Origin of the sequence: Microbacterium sp. CJ77 (assembly GCF_002911615.1) — a bacterium.
In the GTDB taxonomy this organism is placed as follows: domain Bacteria; phylum Actinomycetota; class Actinomycetes; order Actinomycetales; family Microbacteriaceae; genus Microbacterium.
The window spans coordinates 1-21232 of record NZ_PQBR01000015.1 but is presented as its reverse complement, the minus strand read 5'-3'; the positions used below and the strand labels follow the sequence as shown (position 1 = coordinate 21232).

General features: G+C 69.6%; 21 protein-coding genes and 1 tRNA gene. 17 read left to right on the top strand and 5 right to left on the bottom strand.

The genetic code is table 11. The features are described 5' to 3' along the window. Positions 1–12: 12 nt before the first annotated feature. From C2868_RS09275 to C2868_RS09260, 4 genes are all read right to left on the bottom strand, one after another. On the bottom strand, positions 13–909 hold the full coding sequence (locus C2868_RS09275; RefSeq protein WP_100810442.1) for a TIGR01777 family oxidoreductase: 897 nt from the start codon (positions 907–909) through the stop codon (positions 13–15). Positions 910–923: 14 nt separating this feature from the next. Beyond that, complete coding sequence (locus C2868_RS09270; protein ID WP_100810443.1) at positions 924–1349, bottom strand: OsmC family peroxiredoxin; 426 nt, start codon at positions 1347–1349, stop codon at positions 924–926. Between the two features lie 142 nt (positions 1350–1491). Further along, positions 1492–2079 (bottom strand): DUF4395 domain-containing protein, encoded by a 588-nt coding sequence (locus tag C2868_RS09265; protein ID WP_100810444.1) that lies wholly within the window; start codon positions 2077–2079, stop codon positions 1492–1494. Beyond that, entirely contained in the window at positions 2072–2530 is a 459-nt protein-coding gene (locus tag C2868_RS09260) for a thioredoxin family protein (RefSeq protein ID WP_100810445.1), read from the bottom strand. The genes C2868_RS09265 and C2868_RS09260 overlap by 8 nt, the downstream gene beginning before the upstream one ends. 163 nt (positions 2531–2693) lie before the next feature. Between C2868_RS09260 and thyX the strand changes: the two genes are divergently transcribed. The 13 genes from thyX (at position 2694) to C2868_RS09195 (ending at position 13973) form a co-directional block, all read left to right on the top strand. Continuing rightward, positions 2694–3392, top strand: a complete 699-nt coding sequence (gene thyX / locus C2868_RS09255) for an FAD-dependent thymidylate synthase (protein ID WP_100811273.1) — start codon at positions 2694–2696, stop codon at positions 3390–3392. Between the two features lie 16 nt (positions 3393–3408). After that, positions 3409–4173: an SDR family oxidoreductase gene (locus C2868_RS09250; protein ID WP_100810446.1), complete on the top strand. Its 765-nt coding sequence runs from the start codon at positions 3409–3411 to the stop codon at positions 4171–4173. Positions 4174–4302: 129 nt separating this feature from the next. Beyond that, complete coding sequence (gene dapA / locus C2868_RS09245) at positions 4303–5280, top strand: 4-hydroxy-tetrahydrodipicolinate synthase (RefSeq protein WP_036297018.1); 978 nt, start codon at positions 4303–4305, stop codon at positions 5278–5280. 168 nt (positions 5281–5448) lie between these two features. Further along, positions 5449–7125, top strand: a complete 1677-nt coding sequence (locus tag C2868_RS09240; protein WP_100810448.1) for a ribonuclease J — start codon at positions 5449–5451, stop codon at positions 7123–7125. A gap of 111 nt (positions 7126–7236) precedes the next feature. After that, positions 7237–7731: a GNAT family N-acetyltransferase gene (locus C2868_RS09235; protein WP_100810449.1), complete on the top strand. Its 495-nt coding sequence runs from the start codon at positions 7237–7239 to the stop codon at positions 7729–7731. 76 nt (positions 7732–7807) lie between these two features. Further along, a complete protein-coding gene (locus tag C2868_RS09230; RefSeq protein ID WP_100810450.1) occupies positions 7808–10600 on the top strand; it encodes a DNA translocase FtsK in 2793 nt (930 codons plus the stop codon). Continuing rightward, the gene (pgsA, locus tag C2868_RS09225; RefSeq protein ID WP_100810451.1) at positions 10600–11175 is read left to right on the top strand and encodes a CDP-diacylglycerol--glycerol-3-phosphate 3-phosphatidyltransferase; all 576 of its coding nucleotides are present in this window, start codon (positions 10600–10602) and stop codon (positions 11173–11175) included. Before C2868_RS09230 ends, pgsA begins: the two co-directional genes overlap by 1 nt. Continuing rightward, the gene (locus C2868_RS09220) at positions 11172–11660 is read left to right on the top strand and encodes a CinA family protein (RefSeq protein WP_100810452.1); all 489 of its coding nucleotides are present in this window, start codon (positions 11172–11174) and stop codon (positions 11658–11660) included. Before pgsA ends, C2868_RS09220 begins: the two co-directional genes overlap by 4 nt. A 167-nt stretch (positions 11661–11827) precedes the next feature. Then, a complete protein-coding gene (locus C2868_RS09215) occupies positions 11828–12136 on the top strand; it encodes a helix-turn-helix domain-containing protein (RefSeq protein WP_036297033.1) in 309 nt (102 codons plus the stop codon). Then, positions 12081–12368, top strand: a complete 288-nt coding sequence (locus tag C2868_RS09210) for a DUF3046 domain-containing protein (protein WP_374935774.1) — start codon at positions 12081–12083, stop codon at positions 12366–12368. The genes C2868_RS09215 and C2868_RS09210 overlap by 56 nt, the downstream gene beginning before the upstream one ends. A 64-nt stretch (positions 12369–12432) precedes the next feature. Beyond that, a tRNA-Met gene (locus C2868_RS09205) sits at positions 12433–12506 on the top strand. Between the two features lie 106 nt (positions 12507–12612). Continuing rightward, entirely contained in the window at positions 12613–13158 is a 546-nt protein-coding gene (locus C2868_RS09200) for a DUF6328 family protein (protein WP_219811470.1), read from the top strand. Then, entirely contained in the window at positions 13155–13973 is an 819-nt protein-coding gene (locus C2868_RS09195) for a carbon-nitrogen hydrolase family protein (protein WP_100810454.1), read from the top strand. Before C2868_RS09200 ends, C2868_RS09195 begins: the two co-directional genes overlap by 4 nt. Before the next feature lie 10 nt (positions 13974–13983). On the opposite strand, the gene C2868_RS09190 is transcribed toward C2868_RS09195, so the two are convergent. Continuing rightward, entirely contained in the window at positions 13984–15186 is a 1203-nt protein-coding gene (locus C2868_RS09190) for an aminotransferase class I/II-fold pyridoxal phosphate-dependent enzyme (protein ID WP_100810455.1), read from the bottom strand. A 143-nt stretch (positions 15187–15329) separates the two neighbouring features. Here C2868_RS09190 and C2868_RS09185 point away from each other — a divergent pair, with 143 nt between their 5' ends. From C2868_RS09185 to C2868_RS09170, 4 genes are all read left to right on the top strand, one after another. Further along, the gene (locus C2868_RS09185; protein WP_100810456.1) at positions 15330–17015 is read left to right on the top strand and encodes a S1C family serine protease; all 1686 of its coding nucleotides are present in this window, start codon (positions 15330–15332) and stop codon (positions 17013–17015) included. Between the two features lie 146 nt (positions 17016–17161). Continuing rightward, the gene (locus C2868_RS09180; RefSeq protein ID WP_100810457.1) at positions 17162–18436 is read left to right on the top strand and encodes a CDP-glycerol glycerophosphotransferase family protein; all 1275 of its coding nucleotides are present in this window, start codon (positions 17162–17164) and stop codon (positions 18434–18436) included. Next, positions 18433–19899 carry a CDP-glycerol glycerophosphotransferase family protein gene (locus C2868_RS09175; protein ID WP_100810458.1) on the top strand — a complete coding sequence of 489 codons (1467 nt, stop codon included), beginning with the start codon at positions 18433–18435 and terminating at the stop codon, positions 19897–19899. Before C2868_RS09180 ends, C2868_RS09175 begins: the two co-directional genes overlap by 4 nt. A gap of 209 nt (positions 19900–20108) precedes the next feature. After that, positions 20109–21113, top strand: coding sequence for a DUF222 domain-containing protein (locus tag C2868_RS09170; protein ID WP_181003409.1), 1005 nt, complete (start codon positions 20109–20111; stop codon positions 21111–21113). Positions 21114–21232: the final 119 nt, after the last annotated feature.

Below are 21232 nucleotides of genomic sequence, written 5' to 3'. Positions count from 1 at the left end.
CGCGCAGAGGGTTCAGCGCGCCGCGGGGATCACCGCCGCCACCGCCTCCTCGACGGTGGTGTGCGTGAAGGTGAAACCGGATGCCTCGAGCGCTGCGGGTACCACGTGCGCATCGACGAGCAGCACGGCATCGGCCATGTCGCGCCCGAGCGCCGCCCGCAGGGTCCACGCGGGCGCCCGCAGGATGTACGGCCGGTTCATGCGGCGGGCGAGGGCGAAACCGAGGTCGTTCGCGGTCGCCCGCGTCGGCCCCGACAGGTTGACGGGTCCCTCGAGCTGCGCATCGATGACGTGACGGATGGCGCGCACCTCGTCGACGAGCGAGATCCAGGGCCATACCTGGGTCCCGCGGCCCATCGGGCCGCTCAGACCGAACCGGGTCAGCAGGATGAGGGGTTTCAGCACGCTCTCGGGGTGGACGACGGGCGCGGTCCGCAGCAGCGCGACGCGCGCCGACCCGGCCCCCCGCGCGGCGGCCTCCCACTCGACGCACAGGTCGCTCAGGAACCCCCCGCCGGGCCCGGCGTCCTCACGGAACTCGCGCCCCGGGGCAGAGCCGTAGAATCCGACGGCGCTCGCCGATACGAGGGCCGGAGCGGCGTCGCCGAGGGCGCGGAGGGCATCCGCGAGCACCCCCGTCGCCTCGAGTCGAGAAGAGACCAGCGTGCGCTTGTACGACGGCGTCCACGGGATGTGCCCGATGCTCGCCCCGTTGAGGTTGACGACCGCGGTCGCGTCCTCGAGGACGCTCGGGTCGAGCGGCGCGCCGCCCAGCCACGCGACCTCGGACGGTGCCGTCGGCTCACGCCGCACGAGCGTCGTCACCTCAGTGCCGTCGGCGAGAAGGCTCTCGGTGAGGGCGCGGCCGATCAGGCCGGACGCGCCCGCGATGACGACGCGCTGAGACATCCGGTCCGCCCGCCTCAGGCGAGCGTTGCCTCGAGCGTGATCTCGATGCCCGCGAGCGCCTGCGAGACGGGGCAGCCCGTCTTCGCGTCCTGCGCGATGCGGGCGAAGTCCTCGGCGCTCAGGCCGGGAACGACCGCATTGACGTTGAGGTGGCTGCCCGTGATGCCCGTGCCCGGAACGAAGGTGACGGATGCCGTGGTGTCCACGCTCTCGGGCGGGGTGCCGTTCTCGCTCAGCGCGTGCGAGAGAGCCATGCTGAAGCACGAGGAGTGCGCCGCGGCGATGAGCTCTTCGGGCGTGGTGACCGACGACGATCCCTGCGAGCGGGCCTTCCAGTTGACATCGAACGTTCCGGCGCCGGACGTGTCGAGGGCGACCGTTCCGGACCCGTCCATCAGGCTGCCCTTCCAGGCGGTGCTGGCTTCGCTCGTAACGCTCATGGGGATCCTCCGGGGTGGTGTGCGCGGCTTCATCGTCGCGCGTGAGGGGCGACGATGCTCTCCCGTCAGCCTAATCCGGGGGAGCCGTTCGTGGGTCGACCGTGCCCGAAGTCGGATGCGAGAGATCGGCGCTCGCGAAGCGTCAGAACGCGGGGCGCGCGCGCCCGACGATCCCCGCGCGCTGCAGCACGAGGTACAGCTGGCAGCCGAGACAGAGCCCGAAAACGGCGTTGAGGAACGCGGCGATTAACGCCGCGGCGGCCGCGATCGGCAGCGCCCAGGGGACTCCGGCGAGGTGCAGGATCAGCCCGATCGTCACGACGAACAGCCCGACACCCTGCGCGAACCGCGGCGGGCGCGGATCTTCGAGCTCGGTGGGCGGCTTCAGGCGCGGACGGATGACTCGCCGAAACAGCACACCCCACGGCGCCGTGCGCGGCGAGAGGACGCCCCACAGGAACAGGAGGGCGATCACGAGCAGCAGCAGGAACGCGGGGTCGAGGGCGCGCTGTGCGACGGACGCGATGCTGACGGCCCATCCGGCACCCGGGACGAAGGTCGCGTCCGCGAGGGGTTGGTAGGCGAACCATCCGAAGCTCTGAGCGGTTGCCGTCGACAGCCCGGTCAATCCGAGCACGACGGCGACGGCCAGCAGGAAGGCGGTGATGGATGCGGCGAAGCGCGGGCCGCGTGGGTCGATGCCCGCGGGCGTGGCGGGTCGATCAGACACGTTCCGGCTCCGCTTCGGGCTCGGTTTGCGCCCCGGTGAGCCGCGTCAGCTCCATCTCGACGACATCGCGCCGCGGAACGCCGCCGAAACGGGTCTGCACGACGCCGTCACGATCCAGGATGAGCGTGGTGGGGGTCTGCAGGACGTGGAAGTGCTTGGCGATGTCGGGGCGGTGCGTGAGGTCGACGTCGAGGTGCCGCACCCCGGGCCGAGCATCGGCGACCGATGACAGCGTGCGGTGGACGCCCGGGCACCGCGAGCACATCTCGGTGCTGAACTGCAGCAGCGTGGCGACGTCGCCCAGGCCGTCGGCGCCCAATCGGGCGGGTTCCACGACCTCATGTGGGACGTGGTGGCGCGCTCGGCCCTGGTTCCAGCGAACGGCGAGGCCCGCGACGACGGTGACCGTCAGGAGGACGGCCAATCCGATCAGGGCTTCAACGAGAGTCACAGCAACCCAGGATAGGCGTGTACGACGGGGCCGGCCGCGTTCGTCCGACTTTTGACGGCTCCGCCGTAACAAACGGACGCATGCTCGCGGGTAGTCTGGGCGCGTGACCGATGCCGCTGCCTCCGCCGAGTCCACCGTTCCCCCCGTCGAGTTCCGCTCCGACATGACCGTCGAGCTCGTGCGTTCGAGCGCCTCCGACAGCGACGTGCTGTTCGCCGCGCGCGTATCGACCATGGGTGAGCAGACGCTCGACGAGGCCGCCTCGGGCGCCGAAGCATCCGGTCGCGACCGCGGGCTGATCAACTACCTCATGCGCGACCGCCACGGTTCGCCCTTCGAGCACAACTCGATGACCTTCTACGTCCAAGCGCCGATCTTCGTGTTCCGCGAGTTCATGCGGCACCGCATCGCGTCGTACAACGAAGAGTCGGGTCGCTACCGGGAGCTCCGCCCGGTGTTCTACGTCCCCGCCGCGGACCGCCGCCTCATCCAGGTCGGCAAGCCGGGCGCCTACGAGTTCCTCGCCGGAACCCCCGAGCAGACCGCGCTGACCGATGCCGTCACGCGCGAGGCATCCGTCCACGCGTTCGAGGCGTACCAGCGGATGCTCGATGCCGGCGTTGCTCGCGAGGTCGCCCGCATCGTGCTGCCCCTCAACACGTATTCGTCGATGTACGTGACGATGAACGCCCGTGCGTTGATGAACTTCCTGTCGCTGCGCACCAAGCGCGAGGGCACGCACTTCCCGTCGTTCCCGCAGCGCGAGATCGAGATGGTCGCCGAGCAGATGGAGCGCATCTGGGCGGAGCTGATGCCGTTCACGCACGCATCGTTCAACGGCAACGGCCGCGTCGCGCCCTGAGACGCGGGCAGGTCACATGGCCAAGACGGCGCTGATCACGGGTGCCAGCTCGGGGCTGGGCGCCGAGTACGCGCGGCAACTGGCCGCACGCGGTGCCAACCTCGTGTTGGTCGCCCGCGATCGCGGGGAGCTCGAGCGCCTGGGGGCTGAGCTCGCGCACGCCCACGGGATCTCGTACGAGGTGCTCGCCGCGGATCTGACCAAGCCGCGCCAGCGCGACAGGGTGACGGCCCGCCTCTCCGAAACGGCGCGACCGATCGAGATGCTCGTCAACAACGCCGGTTTCGGGCTGGATCTCGCGTTCGAGCGCAACGACATCGAGGATGAGGCGCGGCACCTGGCCCTGCACGTCGAGGTGCCGATGCGACTCATGCACGCGGCGCTCCCCGGCATGCTCGATCGCGGCAGCGGCCGGATCGTCAATGTCGCCTCGGTCGCGGGCTTCATCCCGCGGTCCACCTACGGCGCCTGCAAGGGCTGGCTGATCAGCTTCAGCCGGTGGGCGAACGGGCGGTATGCGCCGCGCGGGGTGACCGTCACGGCGGTGTGCCCGGGCTTCACGCACACCGGCTTTCACGGGCGGATGGGTCTCGCGCCCGGCGACGAGGGGGTGCCGGGGGCGCTCTGGCTCGACGCATCCGACGTCGTCTCGGAATCGTTGCGCGACATCGCCCGGGGCAAGGCCGTGTCGGTGCCGTCGCTGCTCTACAAGGCGCTCGTGGCTCTGACGCGGTTCGTGCCGCCGTCGTTCGCCGCCCGGGTGGGCGAGCGCGGACGCTGATCTCGGGGCCGATTCGTCCTGGTCGCCCGGGGACGGCACGACCCCGAGTACGCAAAGGAGCTATGAACTACCTGTCCACGCGCTCCGGGGTGGGGGCTTACGACACCGCGGCCCGATAACCTAGGAACCATGACGCACACCGCCAATCCCTTCGGTCAGGTGCTGGTCGCGCTCGTCACCCCGATGACGGCCGACGGCGAGGTTGACTGGCCCGCGGTCGAGAAGCACATCGACGACGTCATCACGGCGGGCGCCGACGGCATCGTCGTCACCGGCACGACCGGTGAGACCAGCACGCTGACGGATGCCGAGAAGCTCCGGCTCGTCGAGGTCGGCAAGGACGTCTCGGCCGGTCGCGCCAAGATCATCACGGGCGGCGGATCGAACGAGACCGCGCACGCGATCGGGCTCTACAAGGCGAGCGAGAAGGCCGGCGCCGACGGCATCATGATCGTCACGCCGTACTACAACAAGCCGACGCAGGCCGGCATCCTGACGCACTTCCGCCTCGTCGCGGACGCGACGGACCTGCCCGTCATCCTCTACGACATCCCGGGCCGGACCGGCGTCGAGATCAAGTACGAGACGATCCTGCGGCTCGCCAAGCACCCGAACATCCTCGCCGTGAAGGATGCGAAGGGCGACTTCAGCGAAGTGAGCCGCGTGCTCAACCAGACCGACCTGATGTACTTCTCGGGCGACGACGCGAACGTGCTTCCGCACCTGGCGATCGGGGCCTCGGGGCTCATCGGTGTCACGGCGAACATCACCGCGACCCCGTACCGGACGATCGTGGACGCCGTGAACCGTGGCGACCTCGCCGCCGCGACGGCCGCGCACAAGCAGCTCGAGCCTCTGGTTCGCGCCGTCATGACGCACGTGCCGGGCACGGTTGCGGCGAAGTACATCCTGCACGGCCTCGGCCGCATCGGCAGCCCGCGCGTGCGCCTGCCGCTCGTCGGTCCCGAGGAATGGGAGGCAGCGGCGATCGAGGACGAGCTCGCCCTCGTCCGCGAGGTCGCCGGCGCCGACTTCTCGAACTTCCGCCCCGACCGCAACGCGGCCGCGGGCGGCGCCCTGCCGAAGATCCACGGTACGACCCGCTAGGTACGATTCCCGCTCGCCCGCCTCGGTATTCCACGACCCGCGGGACCAGGAGACGGGCACCACCCGCCCAGCCGGGCGGACCCACAGACCACAGCCGCGGACCCCTCACCGGGCCGCGCACACCACAACAACACACGATCGGATGCCTCGGCGCATCCTGGAGGCAGCATGCCCACGAACGTCTACGATCCGCCGGCCCTCCAAGAAGGCACCCTGCGCGTCTTCCCTCTCGGCGGCCTCGGTGAGATCGGCCGCAACATGACCGTCTTCGAGTTCGAGGGCAAGCTCCTCGTCGTCGACTGCGGCGTGCTGTTCCCCGAAGAGCACCAGCCGGGCGTCGACCTGATCCTGCCGGACTTCGAGCCCATCAAGTCGCGCCTCGACGACATCGTCGGCCTCGTGCTCACGCACGGCCACGAAGACCACATCGGTGCGGTGCCGTACCTCCTCAAGCTCAAGGGAGACATCCCCATCATCGGCTCCGGCCTGACGCTCGCCCTGATCGAGGCGAAGCTCAAAGAGCACCGCATCCGCCCCTACAGCCTCACGGTGCGCGAGGGGCAGCACGAGAGGGTCGGGCCGTTCGACCTCGAGTTCATCGCGGTGAACCACTCGATCCCCGACGCGCTCGCCGTCGCGATCCGCACACCCGCGGGTCTGGTGCTCGCCACGGGCGACTTCAAGATGGACCAGCTGCCGCTCGACGGCCGCCTGACCGACCTGCGCGCCTTCGCGCGTCTCGGCGAAGAGGGCGTCGACCTCTTCCTCGTCGATTCGACGAACGCGGATGTCCCGGGCTTCACGCCGCTCGAGAGCTCGATCGGGCCGGTCCTCGACCAGGTGATCGGCAAGGCGAAGCGCCGTGTCGTCGTCGCGAGCTTCTCGAGCCACGTCCACCGCGTGCAGCAGGTGCTGGATGCCGCGGCCGCCCACGGGCGTCGGGTCGCGTTCCTCGGGCGCAGCATGGTGCGCAACATGACGATCGCGTCCGACCTGGGGTACCTCCGCGTGCCCGAGGGTGTGCTGATCGACTACAAGAAGGCGCGAGATTTGCCCGACGACAAGATCGTCTACATGTCGACGGGTTCGCAGGGCGAGCCGATGGCCGTGCTCAGCCGCATGGCGAACCTCGACCACGAGATCGAGCCCGGTCCGGGCGACACCGTGATCCTCGCGTCGAGCCTGATCCCCGGCAACGAGAACGCGGTCTACCGCGTGATCGACGGGCTGACCAAGCTCGGCGCGAACGTCGTGCACAAGGGCAACGCGAAGGTGCACGTCTCGGGCCACGCCGCCGCGGGTGAGCTGCTCTACTGCTACAACATCCTGCAGCCGAAGAACGTGCTGCCGATCCACGGCGAGTACCGGCACCTGACCGCCAACGCCCGCATCGCGCAAGACAGCGGCGTTCCGGTCGAGCGCACGTTCCTCGCCGAGAACGGCACGGTCATCGATCTGCGCGACGGCGTCGCATCCGTCGTCGGCCAACTCGACATCGGGTTCGTGTACGTCGACGGCTCGACCGTCGGTGAGATCACGGATGCCGACCTCAAGGATCGCCGGATCCTCGGCGAAGAGGGGTTCATCTCGGTCATCGTCGTCGTCGACGCCGCGACCGGGAAGATCATCACGGGACCAGAGATCCACGCGCGCGGCTTCGCGGAGGACGACAGGGTCTTCGACAGCGTCAAGCCGAAGATCGCGGCGGCTCTCGCGGATGCCGCCCAGTCGGGCGTCCGCGACACCCATGCCCTGTCGCAGATCGTGCGCCGCACGATCGGTCGGTGGGTCAGCCAGTCGCTGCGCCGCCGACCCATGATCGTGCCCCTCGTCATCGAGGCGTAGCACCGGCGGGAGCGCACCGGATCGGGCGCTCGCACCGAGCCGGGCGGATCTGACCGACCTGTGCCTGTCTCGGTGTGTCCGCCTGCGCTCGTGCGCCGCTACACTCGCCGCATGCCCGCGTCGTTCAGCATCCGTCCCGCCGCACAGGCGGATGGCGGATTCCTCGCGGACATGGTCGTGGAGGCCGTGAATTGGCGCGCGGGCGGCGCGCGTCCACGGCATCAGATTCTGGCCACACCAGAACACGGCCGGTTCGTCGCGGGATGGATGCGTCCGAGCGACGCCGGATTCGTCGCGCTGGACCCACAGGGTTCGCCGATCGGCGCCGCCTGGTACCGGATGCTTCCGCGCACCGATCCCGCTTTCGCCCATGTGGGCACGGGGGTTCCCGAGATGATCATCGGCGTGCGCCCGATCTGGCGCGCACACGGGGTGGGACGGACGCTGCTGAAGCAGCTCACGACGCAGGCGGCCCGGGCGGGTTTCGCTCGGCTGAGTCTGAATGTCGAGCGCGGCAACTTCGCCGCTGTTTTCTACCGTTCCGAGGGGTTCGCGGTGACGCAGCCGGGCGTCGGTCGCGACACCATGGTCAAGCGACTCCGTTGAGTTCGAGCTGAGCCGGGGCTGAGCCCGAGCCGCGTCGCTGCGGGCGAACGTCGTCGTGCAGTCGTACCGTGGGGGAATGGCCAGGAGCACCAGCCCGACCAAGAGCGGCCGCGCGCCCGCTAAGGGCACCACGACGCGCGCGCGAAAGCCCGCGCCCGCACCCAAGCGCTACGACGACGAGCCCGTGAGGCCGCCGGCGGTCGCGCGTGCCTGGATGGGGCTCGCGCACGGCGTCGGGGGGCTGTTCCGCGCTTTCGGTCCCGAGACGCTCGAGAAGGATCAGCGCCGGGATGGTTTCCCATTCCTGCTCGTGTTGCTGGCGATCCTCGGCGGTGTCATCGAATGGTTCTTCATCGGCACCGGTGTCGCCCGGACGATCTCGGACTACACGGTCGGGGGGATGCTCGGTCGGCTCGCGTTCGTTCTGCCGGTCCTCGTGCTGATCCTGGCCGGATGGCTGTTCCGTCACCCGGCGAGCGTCCATGACAACGGACGCATCGGGATCGGTTTCGGCATGCTCGTGCTCACCGGCGCGGGGTTCTGTCATCTCGCCGGCGACCGTCCCGTGCCGAGCCAGGGTCTTCCGGTGCTCAGCAGTTCGGGCGGATTGTTCGGCTGGATGGTCGCCGAGCCCCTCGCCCTCGCGCTGACACCCATCGGCGCGTGGATCGTTCTCGTGCTCGTCGCACTGCTGAGCATCCTGATCATCACGAAGACGCCGCCGAACCGCATCGGTTCGCGTCTGGGGGACCTGTACGCCTGGATGTTCGGCGAGCACGCCCGCACCGAGACCGCCGCGGGGCAGCCCGAGACGGCGGCCGAGGCCGAAGACCCGAGCACGCCGTGGTGGCGCAGGAACAAGACCGGCCGCGAGGAAGACCCCGAGGGTGGCCTGAGTTCGCAGGACCTCACCGAGTTGCTGACGCCGGGTTCGACCCACGGCGGTTTCGAGCAGGCCATCGCCACCGCACCGCCCGTCCCACCCGCACCGGTGTTCTCGCCGGACGCGCTCACCGAGGTCATCGACCCGAACCTGCTCGCCGATGCCGAGCGTGCCGCCGAGGCCGCGCGCCAGCACGGCACCTCGATCCACGGCACCTCGATCCACGACGACTCCGCCGACCCCATCGACGACGGCGTGCTGCCGGGGCTCTCGGGGCTCGGCACGGACGGGGCGCTCGCCGGCAACCGCCCCGCGACGCCCTATCGCCTGCCGTCCGTCAGCGCCCTCGCGGCGGGCACACCCGCGAAGGCGCGATCGGCCGCGAACGACGAGGTCGTGCGCTCGCTGACCGAGGTGCTGCGTCAGTTCGGCGTGGATGCTCGGGTCACGGGCTTCTCGCGCGGCCCGACGGTGACGCAGTACGAGATCGAGCTCGGCCCGGGAGTCAAGGTCGAGCGCATCACGGCCCTGACCAACAACATCGCCTACGCCGTGGCCTCGAACGAGGTCCGCATCCTCGCGCCGATCCCCGGCAAGAGCGCGATCGGCGTGGAGATCCCGAACGCCGACCGCGAGATCGTGACGCTCGGCGATGTGCTTCGCTCGGGCAACGCGCAACAGTCGACGCATCCCATGACGATCGGCGTCGGCAAGGATGTCGGCGGCGGATTCGTCGTCGCGAACCTGGCCAAGATGCCCCACCTGCTCGTCGCCGGTTCGACCGGTTCGGGTAAGTCGAGCTTCGTGAACTCGATGATCACCAGCCTGCTGATGCGCGCCAAGCCGTCCGAGGTGCGTATGGTGCTGATCGACCCGAAGCGCGTCGAGCTGACGTCGTACGCGGGTGTGCCGCACCTGATCACGCCCATCATCACGAACCCCAAGAAGGCCGCCGAGGCGCTGCAGTGGGTCGTGAAGGAGATGGACATGCGGTACGACGACCTCGCGTCGTTCGGCTTCCGTCACATCGACGACTTCAACAAGGCCGTCGTGGCGAACGAGATCCAGCTGCCCGCGGGCAGTGAGCGTGTGCTCAAGCCGTACCCGTACCTGCTCGTCGTCGTCGACGAGCTCGCCGACCTCATGATGGTCGCCCCGCGCGACGTCGAGGACTCGATCGTCCGCATCACACAGCTCGCCCGGGCCTCGGGCATCCACCTGGTGCTCGCGACCCAGCGCCCGAGCGTCGATGTCGTCACGGGTCTGATCAAGGCCAACGTGCCCTCCCGCCTCGCGTTCGCGGTGACGAGCGTGACCGACTCCCGCGTCATCCTGGACCAGCCCGGCGCCGACCGCCTGATCGGTCAGGGCGACGGACTCTTCCTGCCGATGGGGGCCTCGAAGGCGATCCGCGTGCAGGGCGCGTGGGTCAGCGAGCGCGAGATCGAGACGGTCGTGGCGTACGTCACCGGACAGGCGCGCCCGGAATACCGGGCGGATGTCGCGGCGGTCGCCGAGAAGAAAGAGATCGACGCCGACATCGGCGACGACCTCGAGCTGCTGCTCGCGGCGGCCGAGCTGATCGTCTCGACCCAGTTCGGGTCGACCTCGATGCTGCAGCGCAAGCTCCGGGTCGGGTTCGCGAAGGCCGGACGCCTGATGGACCTGCTCGAGGCGCGCGAGATCGTGGGACCGTCGGAAGGCTCCAAGGCCCGCGATGTGCTGGTAACCGCGGAACAGCTGCCCGAGGTGCTGGGAATGCTGCGCGGTGACGTGGCGCCCGCTGCCCCGGCGGCGCCTTCCGCTCCCGCGGCTTCGGCTTCTGCTCCGGTCGCGGCCCCGGCTCCGGCCGCCGGGTACGAGCCGGACTCGCGCTACGGCACCGACGCGGTCGCCGACTCGCTCGCCGCCCAGTACGACGGCCTGCCGGTCGTCGAAGCCGAGGGTGGCGACGAGGACGCCTGGGGCTTGACGGGGCGCGACTGATGGCCGTTCCTCGGCAGCTGCCCAACGCGATCACGATCGCGCGGATCCTGTGCGCCCCCGTCTTCCTGTGGATGCTGCTCGCCGACGGTGGCGCGGATGGCCCGCTGCGCTGGTGGGCCGCGGTGCTGTTCATCGTCGCGATCGCGACGGACGGTATCGACGGGTACATCGCGCGGCGCTACGAGATCGTCACGGACCTCGGCAAGCTGCTCGACCCGATCGCCGACAAGGTGCTGACGGGCTTCGCTTTCATCGGTCTGTCGATCCTGCTCGAGCTGCCGTGGTGGGTCACGATCGTCGTGCTGATCCGCGAGGTCGGCATCACGGTGCACCGCCTGGTCGTCGCAAGCGACCACGTGGTCGCCGCCGCGTGGATGGGCAAGCTCAAGACGCTCGCCCAATCCGTCGCGCTGTCGCTCGCCCTGCTGCCCCTGGCGTCGGTCGTGGGGGACTGGATCGTCTGGGTGAACATCGTGACGATGTGGATCGCCGTCATCCTGACCATCGCGAGCGGGATCGACTACGTCGTGACCGAGATTCGCGGTGCCCGTCGTTCGCGAGCCTCCCGACCGTGACCGAGAGCGGGCGCACGGATGCCTCGGCGGCCCTCGAACACCTGCAACGGCGTGGCTGGACGCTCGGCGTCGCGGAATCGCTCACGGGCGGGATGCTCGCGGCGGCACTCATCTCGGTGCCCGGAGCATCCGCGACGGTCGTCGGCGCGATCGTCGCCTATGCGACCCCGCTCAAGCACTCGCTCCTGGGCGTCGATGCCACACTGCTCGCCGAGCACGGCGCCGTGCATCCCGAGGTCGCACGGCAGATGGCGGAGGGTGTTCGTCACGCCGTTGTGGTGGATGGGCGCGACGCCGACGTCGGAATCGCCACGACCGGCATCGCCGGGCCCGACTCGCCCGACGGGCAGCCGGTCGGCACCGTCTACGTCGGCGTGAGTGCGCCGGGCGGGTCGAGCGTTCTCACGCTGCGACTCGGGGGCGACCGCGACGCGATCCGCGCCGAGACCGTCCGCCAGGCGTTGAGCGCCCTCCTCGCCGTGTGAGGCAAACGCGCGAGGCGGGCGCGGCTGGGGAATAGGACGTGTTTCGTCTCCGTTACATTCGGTGATTCCCAGCCTTCGCATAGCGGAGGGCATTAGATTGGCACCATTCGGTGTTGTATTGTGGCCCACTCGGTGGGACACAGCGAGGACAGTGAGGAGGGGGCATCATGATCCTGGTTCGTCAAGAGATCGGGGACGTCCTTCGGGACTTCCGTCTGCAGAAGGGTCAGACCCTCCGTCAGGTCGCCGGCAAGGCGAGCGTTGCGCTCGGGTACCTCAGCGAGGTCGAGCGTGGGCAGAAAGAGGCCTCGAGCGAGATCCTCGCTTCGGTGGCCGAAGCCCTCGACGTGCCCATTTCGACGATCATGCGCGAGGTCGGCGACCGCATCTCGGTCATGGAGGGTCTGCAGACCTTCCCGGATGTCGTTCCCGACGACCTCGTGGCGTCCGTCGACGCCGAGCTGTCGTTGCGCTGACCCCCGGATGCGTCGAAGCGAATTCGAACGCGCCGTCGAGGATGAATTCGGCGCCGCTTATGGTGCCGTCGTGACGGCTGATCTCGGCCTGGATGCGCTCGGTGGGCGCACCGCTGCTGCGGCGATCGCCGCGGGTGTCGACCCGCGCGAGGTGTGGGTCGCTTTGTGTGCCGCGACGGATGTCCCGCCCGAGCGCCGCTACGGCGTCGGTCGTCTCGAGCCCCGGTCCTGATCGGCGTCCGAGGTGGCCCCGATTCGACCACTCCGAGATCGCATGCTAAGCTCGATTCTTGTGCCGCGGGGTGGAGCAGCTCGGTAGCTCGCTGGGCTCATAACCCAGAGGTCGTAGGTTCAAATCCTGCCCCCGCAACAAAAAGAGAGTCCCGGAAGCCGTCATGGCATCCGGGACTCTCTGCTTTTCGGTGTCGCTTGCCGTGCGGCTTGCCGCGCATCGCGGGGCACGTCAGGATGGGGAGATGGTCGACGCCGAGGGGATCGCGCACGGAGCGCGAAACGGAGCATCCGGCGATCCTGATCCCGCGGAAAGCGCCCACGACGGGCGGCACGAGACACCCTCCGAGCGGTATGACCGGAACTGGATCGAGGTCCTGCAGGAGCTCCGTGTTCTGCAGACCGGCACCCAGATCCTGACCGGTTTTCTGCTCGCCCTGGCGTTCCAGCCGGCTTTCGCCGATCTCGATGACGGGCAGCGCACGTTCTACCTCTTTCTGGTCGTGGCCTCGGCGCTCAGCGCCATCATCGCCCTCGCGCCCGTCGCGCTGCACCGCTTCCTCTTCCGTCGTCGTGAGAAGCGGCTCATCGTGACGTACGGCCATGCGGCGCTCATCACCGCTCTCGCGACGGTGTCGATCTTGCTGGTCGGTGTCGTCGCGTTCGTCTTCGATGTCGTTCTGGATCGGGACGCGGCGCTGATCGCCGGACTGTCTCTCGGGGCGCTGATCGTGGTGCTCTGGCTCGTCGTGCCGCTGATCTGGCGCAGCCGCGGTGAGGGGCCCGCGTGACCGGATCGACCGTCGAGGCGGGCGTGGGCGTGGCGGTGGCGCAGTTCGCGCCCACCGCCTCTCGCGCGGTGAACCTCGAATCCATGGCCGAACTGGTCGAAACCGCCGTGGCCCGTGGGGCGAGGCTCGTGCTGTTCCCGGAGTACTCGAGCTACTTCGTCGATCCGTTCGACGACTCGCTCGCCGCGAACGCCGAAGCCGTCGACGGACCCTTCGTGACCGCGCTCATCGCCCTCGCTGCCCGATACGAGGTCTGCATCGTCGCAGGCATGGTCGAGCGTGCGGACGACGAACGGCGCGTCCGGAACACCGTGGTCGCCGTGGACAGCGGGGGAGTGCTCGCGCTCTACCGCAAGCTGCACCTGTACGACGCGTTCGGCCAGCGTGAGTCGGACTGGGTCGAGGCCGGCGAGATTGTCGAGCCCCAGACCTTCGAGTGCGACGGTGTGCGGTTCGCGCTGCAGACCTGTTACGACCTGCGCTTTCCGGAGGTCACGCGACTCCTCGCGGACGCGGGAGCGGATGTCGTACTCGTGCCGGCCGAGTGGGTCCGCGGGCCGCTCAAGGAACACCACTGGCGGACGCTGCTGCAGGCCCGGGCGATCGAGAACACGCTCTACGTCGCCGCAGCGGATCATCCGCCGCCCCTCGGCGTCGGACACAGCGCCCTGATCGACCCGCAGGGCGTCGAGATCGCGGCCGTCGGCACCGGAACGGATGTCGCCGTGGGATTCGTCGAGCGTGCCGCGGTCGAACGCGTGCGTCGGACGAACCCGGCACTGGCGCTCCGGCGGTTCCGCGTCGAACCCCGCTGACGACTACCGGTCAGCGGGAGAGCGCTGCCAGCCGTTCGGCAGCGTCCTCGAGCACCTCGACGCGCTTGCACGCCGCGAACCGCACGAGCGTCGCGTATTCGTTCTGACGCTCCGCCGTCACGAAGGCCGACACGGGGACGCCGACGACCCCGGCGAGCTCGGGCAGTTCGCGGCAGAAGGCCGCCGCATCCGTGACTCCCAACGGCGCGGCATCCGCGACGGTGAAATACGAACCGCGGGGCTCCGAGACGGCGAATCCGGCGGCGCGCAACCCCGCGCCCAGGATGTCGCGCTTGTTGGCGAGCGTCGCGGCGATTTCTTGGAAGAAGGCGTCGTGCAGCCGCAGACCCGTCGCGATGGCCGGCTGGAAGGGCGCTCCGTTCGCGTAGGTCAGGAACTGCTTGACGGTGTTCACGGCCGTGACCAGCGGCGCGGGGCCGGTCGCCCAGCCGATCTTCCATCCCGTCGTCGAGAACGTCTTGCCCGCGGACGAGATCGTGAGGGTTCGTTCCCAGCCGCCGGGCAAGGTGGCCAGCGGAACGTGCGCGACCCCGAAGGTCAGGTGCTCGTAGACCTCGTCGGCGACGATGATCGCGTCATGGCGTTCGGCGAGTTCGACGATGCGTCGCAGTACCGGCGTCTCGAAAACGGCCCCGGTCGGGTTGTGGGGGTTGTTGATCAGGATGACCCGGGTACGGTCGGTGACGGCACGCTCGACCTCGTCGAGGTCGGGCTGGAAGTCCGGCCACCGCAACGGCACGGACACGAGCCGGGCCCCGGTCAGGGCCACGCACGCGGCGTACGAGTCGTAGTACGGCTCGAAGACGACTACCTCGTCGTCGGGGGAGTCGACCAGCGCCAGCAGGGCCGCCGCGATCGCCTCGGTCGCCCCGGCCGTCACGAGAACATCGCGCTCCGAATCGAGGTGCAGCCCGTAGAAGCGCTGCTGGTGCTCGGCGATCGCGTGCCGCAGGTCGGGCATGCCCCGGCCCGGCGGGTACTGGTTCACGCCCTGGGCGATGGCCTCGCGCGCGGCCTCGATCACCTCGGCGGGCCCGTCCTCGTCGGGAAACCCCTGACCCAGGTTGATGGCGCCGGTGCGTGTCGCGAGCGCCGTCATCTCGGCGAAGATCGTCTGTGCGACCGAGCCGTCTGGGCCGAGCAGTCCCGCCCCTGCGGCGGTCCGCAGCCATGCGCCCCTGAGCTCGGACATCCGCGCCTCCTCGGTAGACGCCGTGTGCGGGCGCCGCCCTCCAGGCTAGGCCAGCACGTTCGCATAGCCGAAATGCGGTGGCGTCATAAGCAACGCACAGGATGCGGGAGCACAGTGAAGGGGATTTGGACGAAGGAGCACCGATGACCGACACCCAGGGCACCAGCCCCACCGACGACGCCGCGCAGCCGAACGGCGACGCAACGCCCAGCAATGGGGCAGCGCCGACCAACGACGCTGTGCCCGCGAACGACGCTGTGCCCGCGAACGACGCTATGCCCGCGAACGACGCGACACCGGTGAACGACGCGACACCGGTGAACGACGCGACACCGGTGAACGACGCAGCGCCCCCGCAGGAGCAGACGGCATCAGCGCCCCCGCACACTCCGCCCGCAGCGTCCGCGCACAACGGCTATCCGCCCGTGCCGCCGCTCCCGGGTGCGCAGCAGCCCTACAGCCCCGGAGCGCCGACCGGTGCGCCCGCCTACGTCGGCGCCCCCGCCGGCGGACAGGCCTTCGGCCCGGCAGCAACGGCGGCCTATGGCGCCCACCCGACCGGCAGCCAGCCCACGCTTCCGCTCGGTCCCGCGCCCGTCGCTGCGGCCCCCCAGCCCGCGCAGAAGAAGTCCGGGGCGGCCCGCGTCGCGGGCTTCATCGTCGCCGCGGCGCTCGTCGGCGGGGCCGCGGGCCTCGGCGGCGCGTACGCCGGCACGCAACTGTGGGCTGCGCCCTCGACCACGGTCGTTCAGGGCGGCTCGGCCGTCACCGTCAACAACCCCGACAAGGTCAACGCCACGACCGCGATCTCGGCCAAGGTGCTGCCGAGCGTCGTCACGATTCAGGTGTCGGGCGGCGGGTCCGGCGGCAGCGGCTCCGGTGTCATCCTGAGCAAGGACGGCTACGTGGCGACGAACACGCACGTCGTCACCCTCGATGGTGCGACGGGTGACGCGACCGTCCGGGTGACGACGTCGGACGGCAAGATCTACGACGCCGAGATCGTCGGCACGGATCCCACCTACGACCTCGCCGTCATCAAGCTGAAGGATGCTTCGGGGCTGACCCCGATCGAGTTCGCCGATTCGTCCGACCTGAACGTGGGTGACGCGACGGTTGCGATCGGTGCTCCTCTGGGGCTCTCGAACACCGTCACGACCGGAATCGTGAGTGCGCTGAACCGGAGCATCGAGATCGCTTCGTCCGCGGCTCCGAAGGGCGGCGGCGCGGACGAGGACGAGCAGGGCGACGAGCAGGGACCGGGCCAGCAGGGCCCGTTCCAGTTCGACATCCCGGGCCAGCAGGGTCAGCAGGGGCGCTCGGCGGGCAAGATCAGCATCGCGGTCATCCAGACCGACGCGGCGATCAATCCCGGCAACTCGGGCGGCGCGCTCGTCGACGGCGAAGGCAAACTCATCGGCATCAACGTGGCGATCGCATCCGCAGGATCCGCCTCGGGGCAGGCGGGTTCGATCGGTGTCGGCTTCTCGATCCCGTCGAACGTCGTCGAGCGGGTGACCGGCGAGATCATCGCGGACGGCAAGGCCACACACGGACTGCTCGGGGCCACGGTCCTTCCGGCGAGTTCGGTCGAGGGCGCCGCGATCTCGGGCGCGTACATCGACGGCGTGACCGATGGCGGCGCGGCCGCATCGGCGGGCATGAAGAAGGGCGACATCGTCACGGCGTTCAACGGCGTGCCGATCGCGAGTGCGGTGGACCTGACCGCGCAGGTGCGTGCGGCTGCGGCCGGAAGCGACGCGAGCGTGACGTTCGTCCGCGACGGCAAGACGCAGAGCGTGGACGTGACCCTGGGTTCACTCGGGTGAACGAGCACTGAGCACGCGCACTGAGCACGCGACGCCCCTGGCACCCTCTGTCGTGAAGAGGTGTCGGGGGCGTCGCGCTGTGCTCTGCTCGTCGATCCTCCGCTCCGCGGGGGCCACCGGGTAGGCTCGCCTGCGGAAAGGGGATCGTGGCGTCCTTCTCGTTCGGTGCCGGCAACGCAGCCAAGCTCGCTCGCATCCCCCTGTATCTGGCCGGTCGGCTCGCGACGCTCGTCGTTCCCCGTTCGCGGGACGAGTGGGTCTTCGGCTGCGGAGCGGGTATCGGTGACGGGGCCCTCGCACTCTGGCACCGGGTCGCGGCGGACGGACGTCCGGCGGTGTGGCTCACGGGATCGGATCGTGAGGCCGCGGATGCCTCGGCCCTCGGCATCCCGCACGCCAGGCGGATGTCGTGGCGCGGATTCTGGCGCACGGCGCGCGCCCGTGTGGTGGTCGTCACACACGGGTTCGGAGACGTCAACCGCTACGCGGTGTCGGGCGCGTTCGTCGCCCAGCTCTGGCACGGGATTCCGCTCAAGCGCATCGGCCTCGACTCTCCCGAGACGCTCCGCAGCAGCATCCTTCCCGGATCGCGCCTGCTGCGTCGCGCGCTCGGAACGATGTACCGCGCCACGGCGCGCCAGATCGACCTGCTGCCGGCGGCGTCCCCGCTCGTACGTGGGCGGCTGGAGTCCGCCTTCGGCCTGAACGACTCGCGTGTACCCGTCACCGGCGAGCCGCGTGTCGATGTGCTCTCGGCGGGAACGCCGGATGAGCGTCGCGAGCGCGCCCGTGACGCCCTCGCCGGGGCGGGCCTGACATCTCTCGGGGGCTCCCGCCTCGTGCTGTACGCCCCGACGTGGCGTGATGGCGAGCCCGACCCCGCCATCCCGACACCCGCCCAGTGGCACCGTCTGGTCGAGACGCTGGAGACTCGCGATGCCGTGCTGCTCGTGCGTTCCCACCCCCTCGGGGCGGGCGACTACGAACCGCCGTTCGAGACCGACCGGGTGCATCCGCTCGGCAGTGCCCGGTTGCGCGACGCGACGCCCGTGTTGCCCGCTCTCACCGCGCTCATCACGGATTACTCGTCGATGGCGTTCGATGCCTCGCTCGTCCCTCTTCCGGTGCTGTATCTCGCACCCGATGTGGATGCGTACGGGCGTCGACGCGGATTCTACGGTCGATTCACGGATGTCGCGGGCCCCGATGCCGGCGTCACGTGGGACGACACGATCGACCAACTGGACGCGGTCCTCACCGACCCGCGAGCGCGCGACGAGCGCATCGAGCGCTCGCTGGCGCTCAGCGAGCGCATGCACAGCTACCGGGACGGCAAGAACACCGCGCGGGTCTACCGTGCGATCCTGAACGGGGCCCGCCTGCGAGGCCGGGTCCCCGAGCACCGAGAGAGCACAGCATGACCTCCGCGCGATTCACGAGCGACGAAACCGACGAACTGCTCGTGCAGGGCACCGGACCCCGGCCCGATGCGGTGTGGCTGGAGGGGCCCCGAGCGCGCGTCGACGCGGTCGTGACGGGCGGCGGCAAGACCTGGAAGGCCCGGATTCGCCTCACGACTGCCCGGTGGGGCGGTCCCGAGCTCCCGCTGCCGAGCGGCACGTATGGCCTTCGCATCCGCGCGACCCCCGACGCCGCGGACGACTCCCTCGTGGTGGATTCGCTGCCGCTCGAGATCCTGACGGGCCTGCGCGCGACCCTCGACGGCGAGCAGGGGGCGCTCGTGATCGGCCCGCCGGTCGACCCCGCCTACGACTCCGGGGCCGGACAGGACGCGCTCGCGCGCAGGTACGTCGGACGTACCGCCCCGCTCGAGAATGCGGTGTTCTTCGAGAGCTTCTACGGGCGCTCGGCGAGCTGCAACCCGCTCGCGATTGATCGTGAGCTCGCTCGTGTCGCACCGGGGGTGGTCCGGTACTGGAGCGTTGTCGATCTCTCGGTAGCCGTACCCGACGGGGCGATTCCGGTCGTCGAGGGCAGCCCCGAGTGGTGGCGTACCCGCGGCTCGGCACGTCTGCTCGTCGTCAACGACTGGTTGCGCCGAGCCTACGCGCGACGCCCCGGACAGCACGTCCTGCAGACGTGGCACGGTACGCCGTTGAAGCGCCTGGCTTTGCACCGGCCCGGCTTCGACCCCCGTCGCGCCGTGGCTGTCGTGCGGGAGTCACGGCGCTGGAACGTGCTCCTGGCCCCGAATCCCTACAGCGAGAACATCATGAGGAAGGCCTATGCCTTTCTCACCCGTCCGGTGTGGGTCGAGGGGTACCCCCGCAACGACGTCCTCACGACGGGTGACGGGGCGGCCGTCCGGGCGCAGCTCGGCATCGCGGAAGGCGAACGCGTGCTGCTCTATGCCCCCACCTGGCGCGATGACCGTGAGCAGATGGTCGACTTCTTCGATCCCGCCGAGCTGGCGCGCCGCACGGGCGCGTTCGTCCTGGTGCGCGGCCACTCGCGGACCATTCAGGCGGGGCGCGACGCCGCCGGGACGCGGGTCATCGACGTCACGCGGTATCCGGATGTCTCGCGCTTGCTGCTCGCGGCCGATGCCCTGATCACCGACTACTCGTCGCTGATGTTCGACTTCGCGGTCACGGCGAAGCCGATGTACTTCTTCGTGCCCGACCTCGAGCACTTCCGCGGGGAGCTGCGCGGGTTCTATTTCGATCTCGAGGCGCACGCGCCGGGACCGGTCGTCCGCACCTTCGACGATCTCGTCGGGGCGATCGAGGACCCGTCGACGACCTCGACCTATGCGACGCGTTACGGGGCGTGGCGGCGGAAGTTCACCGCCCGGGAGGACGGGCGCGCTGCAGAGCGGGTCGTCGCCCGGATTCTCGACCAGGGCTTCGTCGACCGGGGCTGAGCAGCCGCGATGCTTGGGCATCGTCAGATGTGGGAACTCTCATCTTTCGCGCTCGGTCTTGGCGTGATTTCGGTGCTTTTCGGGCGTCGGATGTCGGTGGTCGTCCGTAGAGTTTCGAACATGCATTCGAACATGCGTGTCGCATCCGATGAGGATGTTGATGTGCCGCGCGTGACCTGGCGGTGCGGTTCGCGGAGGCGTCCCGGGCGGTGGCGCGGGCGCAGGCGGCGCAGGCGCGGGTGTTGGCGGATGCGGCGGACCTCGGGATGCGGCGGGTTGCGGAGTTGGTGTCGGTCTCGTCGCGTGAGGCGGAGTTGCCGGTGCGGGCGTTGGCGGCGGAGTTGGGTGTCGCGGCGAACATGTCGGACCGGACGGTGCAGCGCCGCATGAACGATGCCGCGGTGTTGGCCGAGGCGTTTCCCGCGACGTTCGACGCGTGGGATGCGGGGCGTATCGGTGCGGGGCATGTTGCGGTGATCATGGAACACGGACTGCCGCTTGTGGATGCGGAGGCGCGGTCGGAGTTCGAGGCTGCGGCGTTGGCCCGGGCGGAGGGGACGACACCGGGGCGGCTCGGGTCGGCGTTGGCGCGATTGGCGGAGTCGTTGCAGCCGAGGTCGTTGGCGGAGCGTCACCGGGAGGCGCGTGCGTCGCGGGGTGCGTGTGTGCGGGACCTCGGGGACGGGATGGCGGAGTTCACCTCTGTGCAGCCCGCGGTGTTGGCGCATGCGATGCACGACCGGATCACACAACAAGCAAAGGCGATCAAGAACGCCGACCCGGGTGATGTGAGGACGGTGGATCAGATTCGTGCGGACCTGGTCGCGGACATGCTGCTCACCACCACGCCGACCGTCGAAACCGGTGCCGGACTGTCGGACGGCTTCGGCGGGTTGGGTGCGATCCGGGGGATCGTGAACGTCACCGTTCCCGCTCTCGCGTTGGCCGGAGTGACCGATGAGCCCGCGGGGCTGGCCGGGCGGTGCCCGATCGACCCCGCCACCGCCCGGCAACTCGCTGGCCACGCGACGGGGTGGGAACGGGTCCTCGCCGACCCGATCACCGGGTGTGTTCTCGCGGTCGACCGATACACACCGTCGGCGGACATGAAACGGTTCCTGCGCGCTAGGGATCAGCACTGCCGGTTCCCCGGGTGGAGGGTGTCAGATCGTTTGTGTAAGGGGTGTCTGCTTCTTATGGAAGGACGACGCTGATGACCATGATCGACAAAGAAGCTCGAGCGGAGCGACGGCGGCGGCAGGAGGAAGGCGCCAGACGGCTGCGTGAGTCGGGGGTGCTGGATGATCTGTTCGCGAAGATGGGCCCTGACCCC

Excerpts from the sequence above, each read along its gene's own strand:
- C2868_RS09275 (WP_100810442.1), bottom strand. The coding sequence starts at position 909 with ATGTCTCAGCGCGTCGTCATCGCGGGCGCGTCCGGCCTGATCGGCCGC.
- C2868_RS09270 (WP_100810443.1), bottom strand. The coding sequence starts at position 1,349 with ATGAGCGTTACGAGCGAAGCCAGCACCGCCTGGAAGGGCAGCCTGATG.
- thyX (WP_100811273.1), top strand. The coding sequence starts at position 2,694 with ATGACCGTCGAGCTCGTGCGTTCGAGCGCCTCCGACAGCGACGTGCTG.
- C2868_RS09250 (WP_100810446.1), top strand. The coding sequence starts at position 3,409 with ATGGCCAAGACGGCGCTGATCACGGGTGCCAGCTCGGGGCTGGGCGCC.
- dapA (WP_036297018.1), top strand. The coding sequence starts at position 4,303 with ATGACGCACACCGCCAATCCCTTCGGTCAGGTGCTGGTCGCGCTCGTC.
- C2868_RS09240 (WP_100810448.1), top strand. The coding sequence starts at position 5,449 with ATGCCCACGAACGTCTACGATCCGCCGGCCCTCCAAGAAGGCACCCTG.
- C2868_RS09235 (WP_100810449.1), top strand. The coding sequence starts at position 7,237 with ATGCCCGCGTCGTTCAGCATCCGTCCCGCCGCACAGGCGGATGGCGGA.
- C2868_RS09230 (WP_100810450.1), top strand. The coding sequence starts at position 7,808 with ATGGCCAGGAGCACCAGCCCGACCAAGAGCGGCCGCGCGCCCGCTAAG.
- pgsA (WP_100810451.1), top strand. The coding sequence starts at position 10,600 with ATGGCCGTTCCTCGGCAGCTGCCCAACGCGATCACGATCGCGCGGATC.
- C2868_RS09215 (WP_036297033.1), top strand. The coding sequence starts at position 11,828 with ATGATCCTGGTTCGTCAAGAGATCGGGGACGTCCTTCGGGACTTCCGT.
- C2868_RS09210 (WP_374935774.1), top strand. The coding sequence starts at position 12,081 with ATGTCGTTCCCGACGACCTCGTGGCGTCCGTCGACGCCGAGCTGTCGT.
- C2868_RS09200 (WP_219811470.1), top strand. The coding sequence starts at position 12,613 with ATGGTCGACGCCGAGGGGATCGCGCACGGAGCGCGAAACGGAGCATCC.
- C2868_RS09190 (WP_100810455.1), bottom strand. The coding sequence starts at position 15,186 with ATGTCCGAGCTCAGGGGCGCATGGCTGCGGACCGCCGCAGGGGCGGGA.
- C2868_RS09185 (WP_100810456.1), top strand. The coding sequence starts at position 15,330 with ATGACCGACACCCAGGGCACCAGCCCCACCGACGACGCCGCGCAGCCG.
- C2868_RS09175 (WP_100810458.1), top strand. The coding sequence starts at position 18,433 with ATGACCTCCGCGCGATTCACGAGCGACGAAACCGACGAACTGCTCGTG.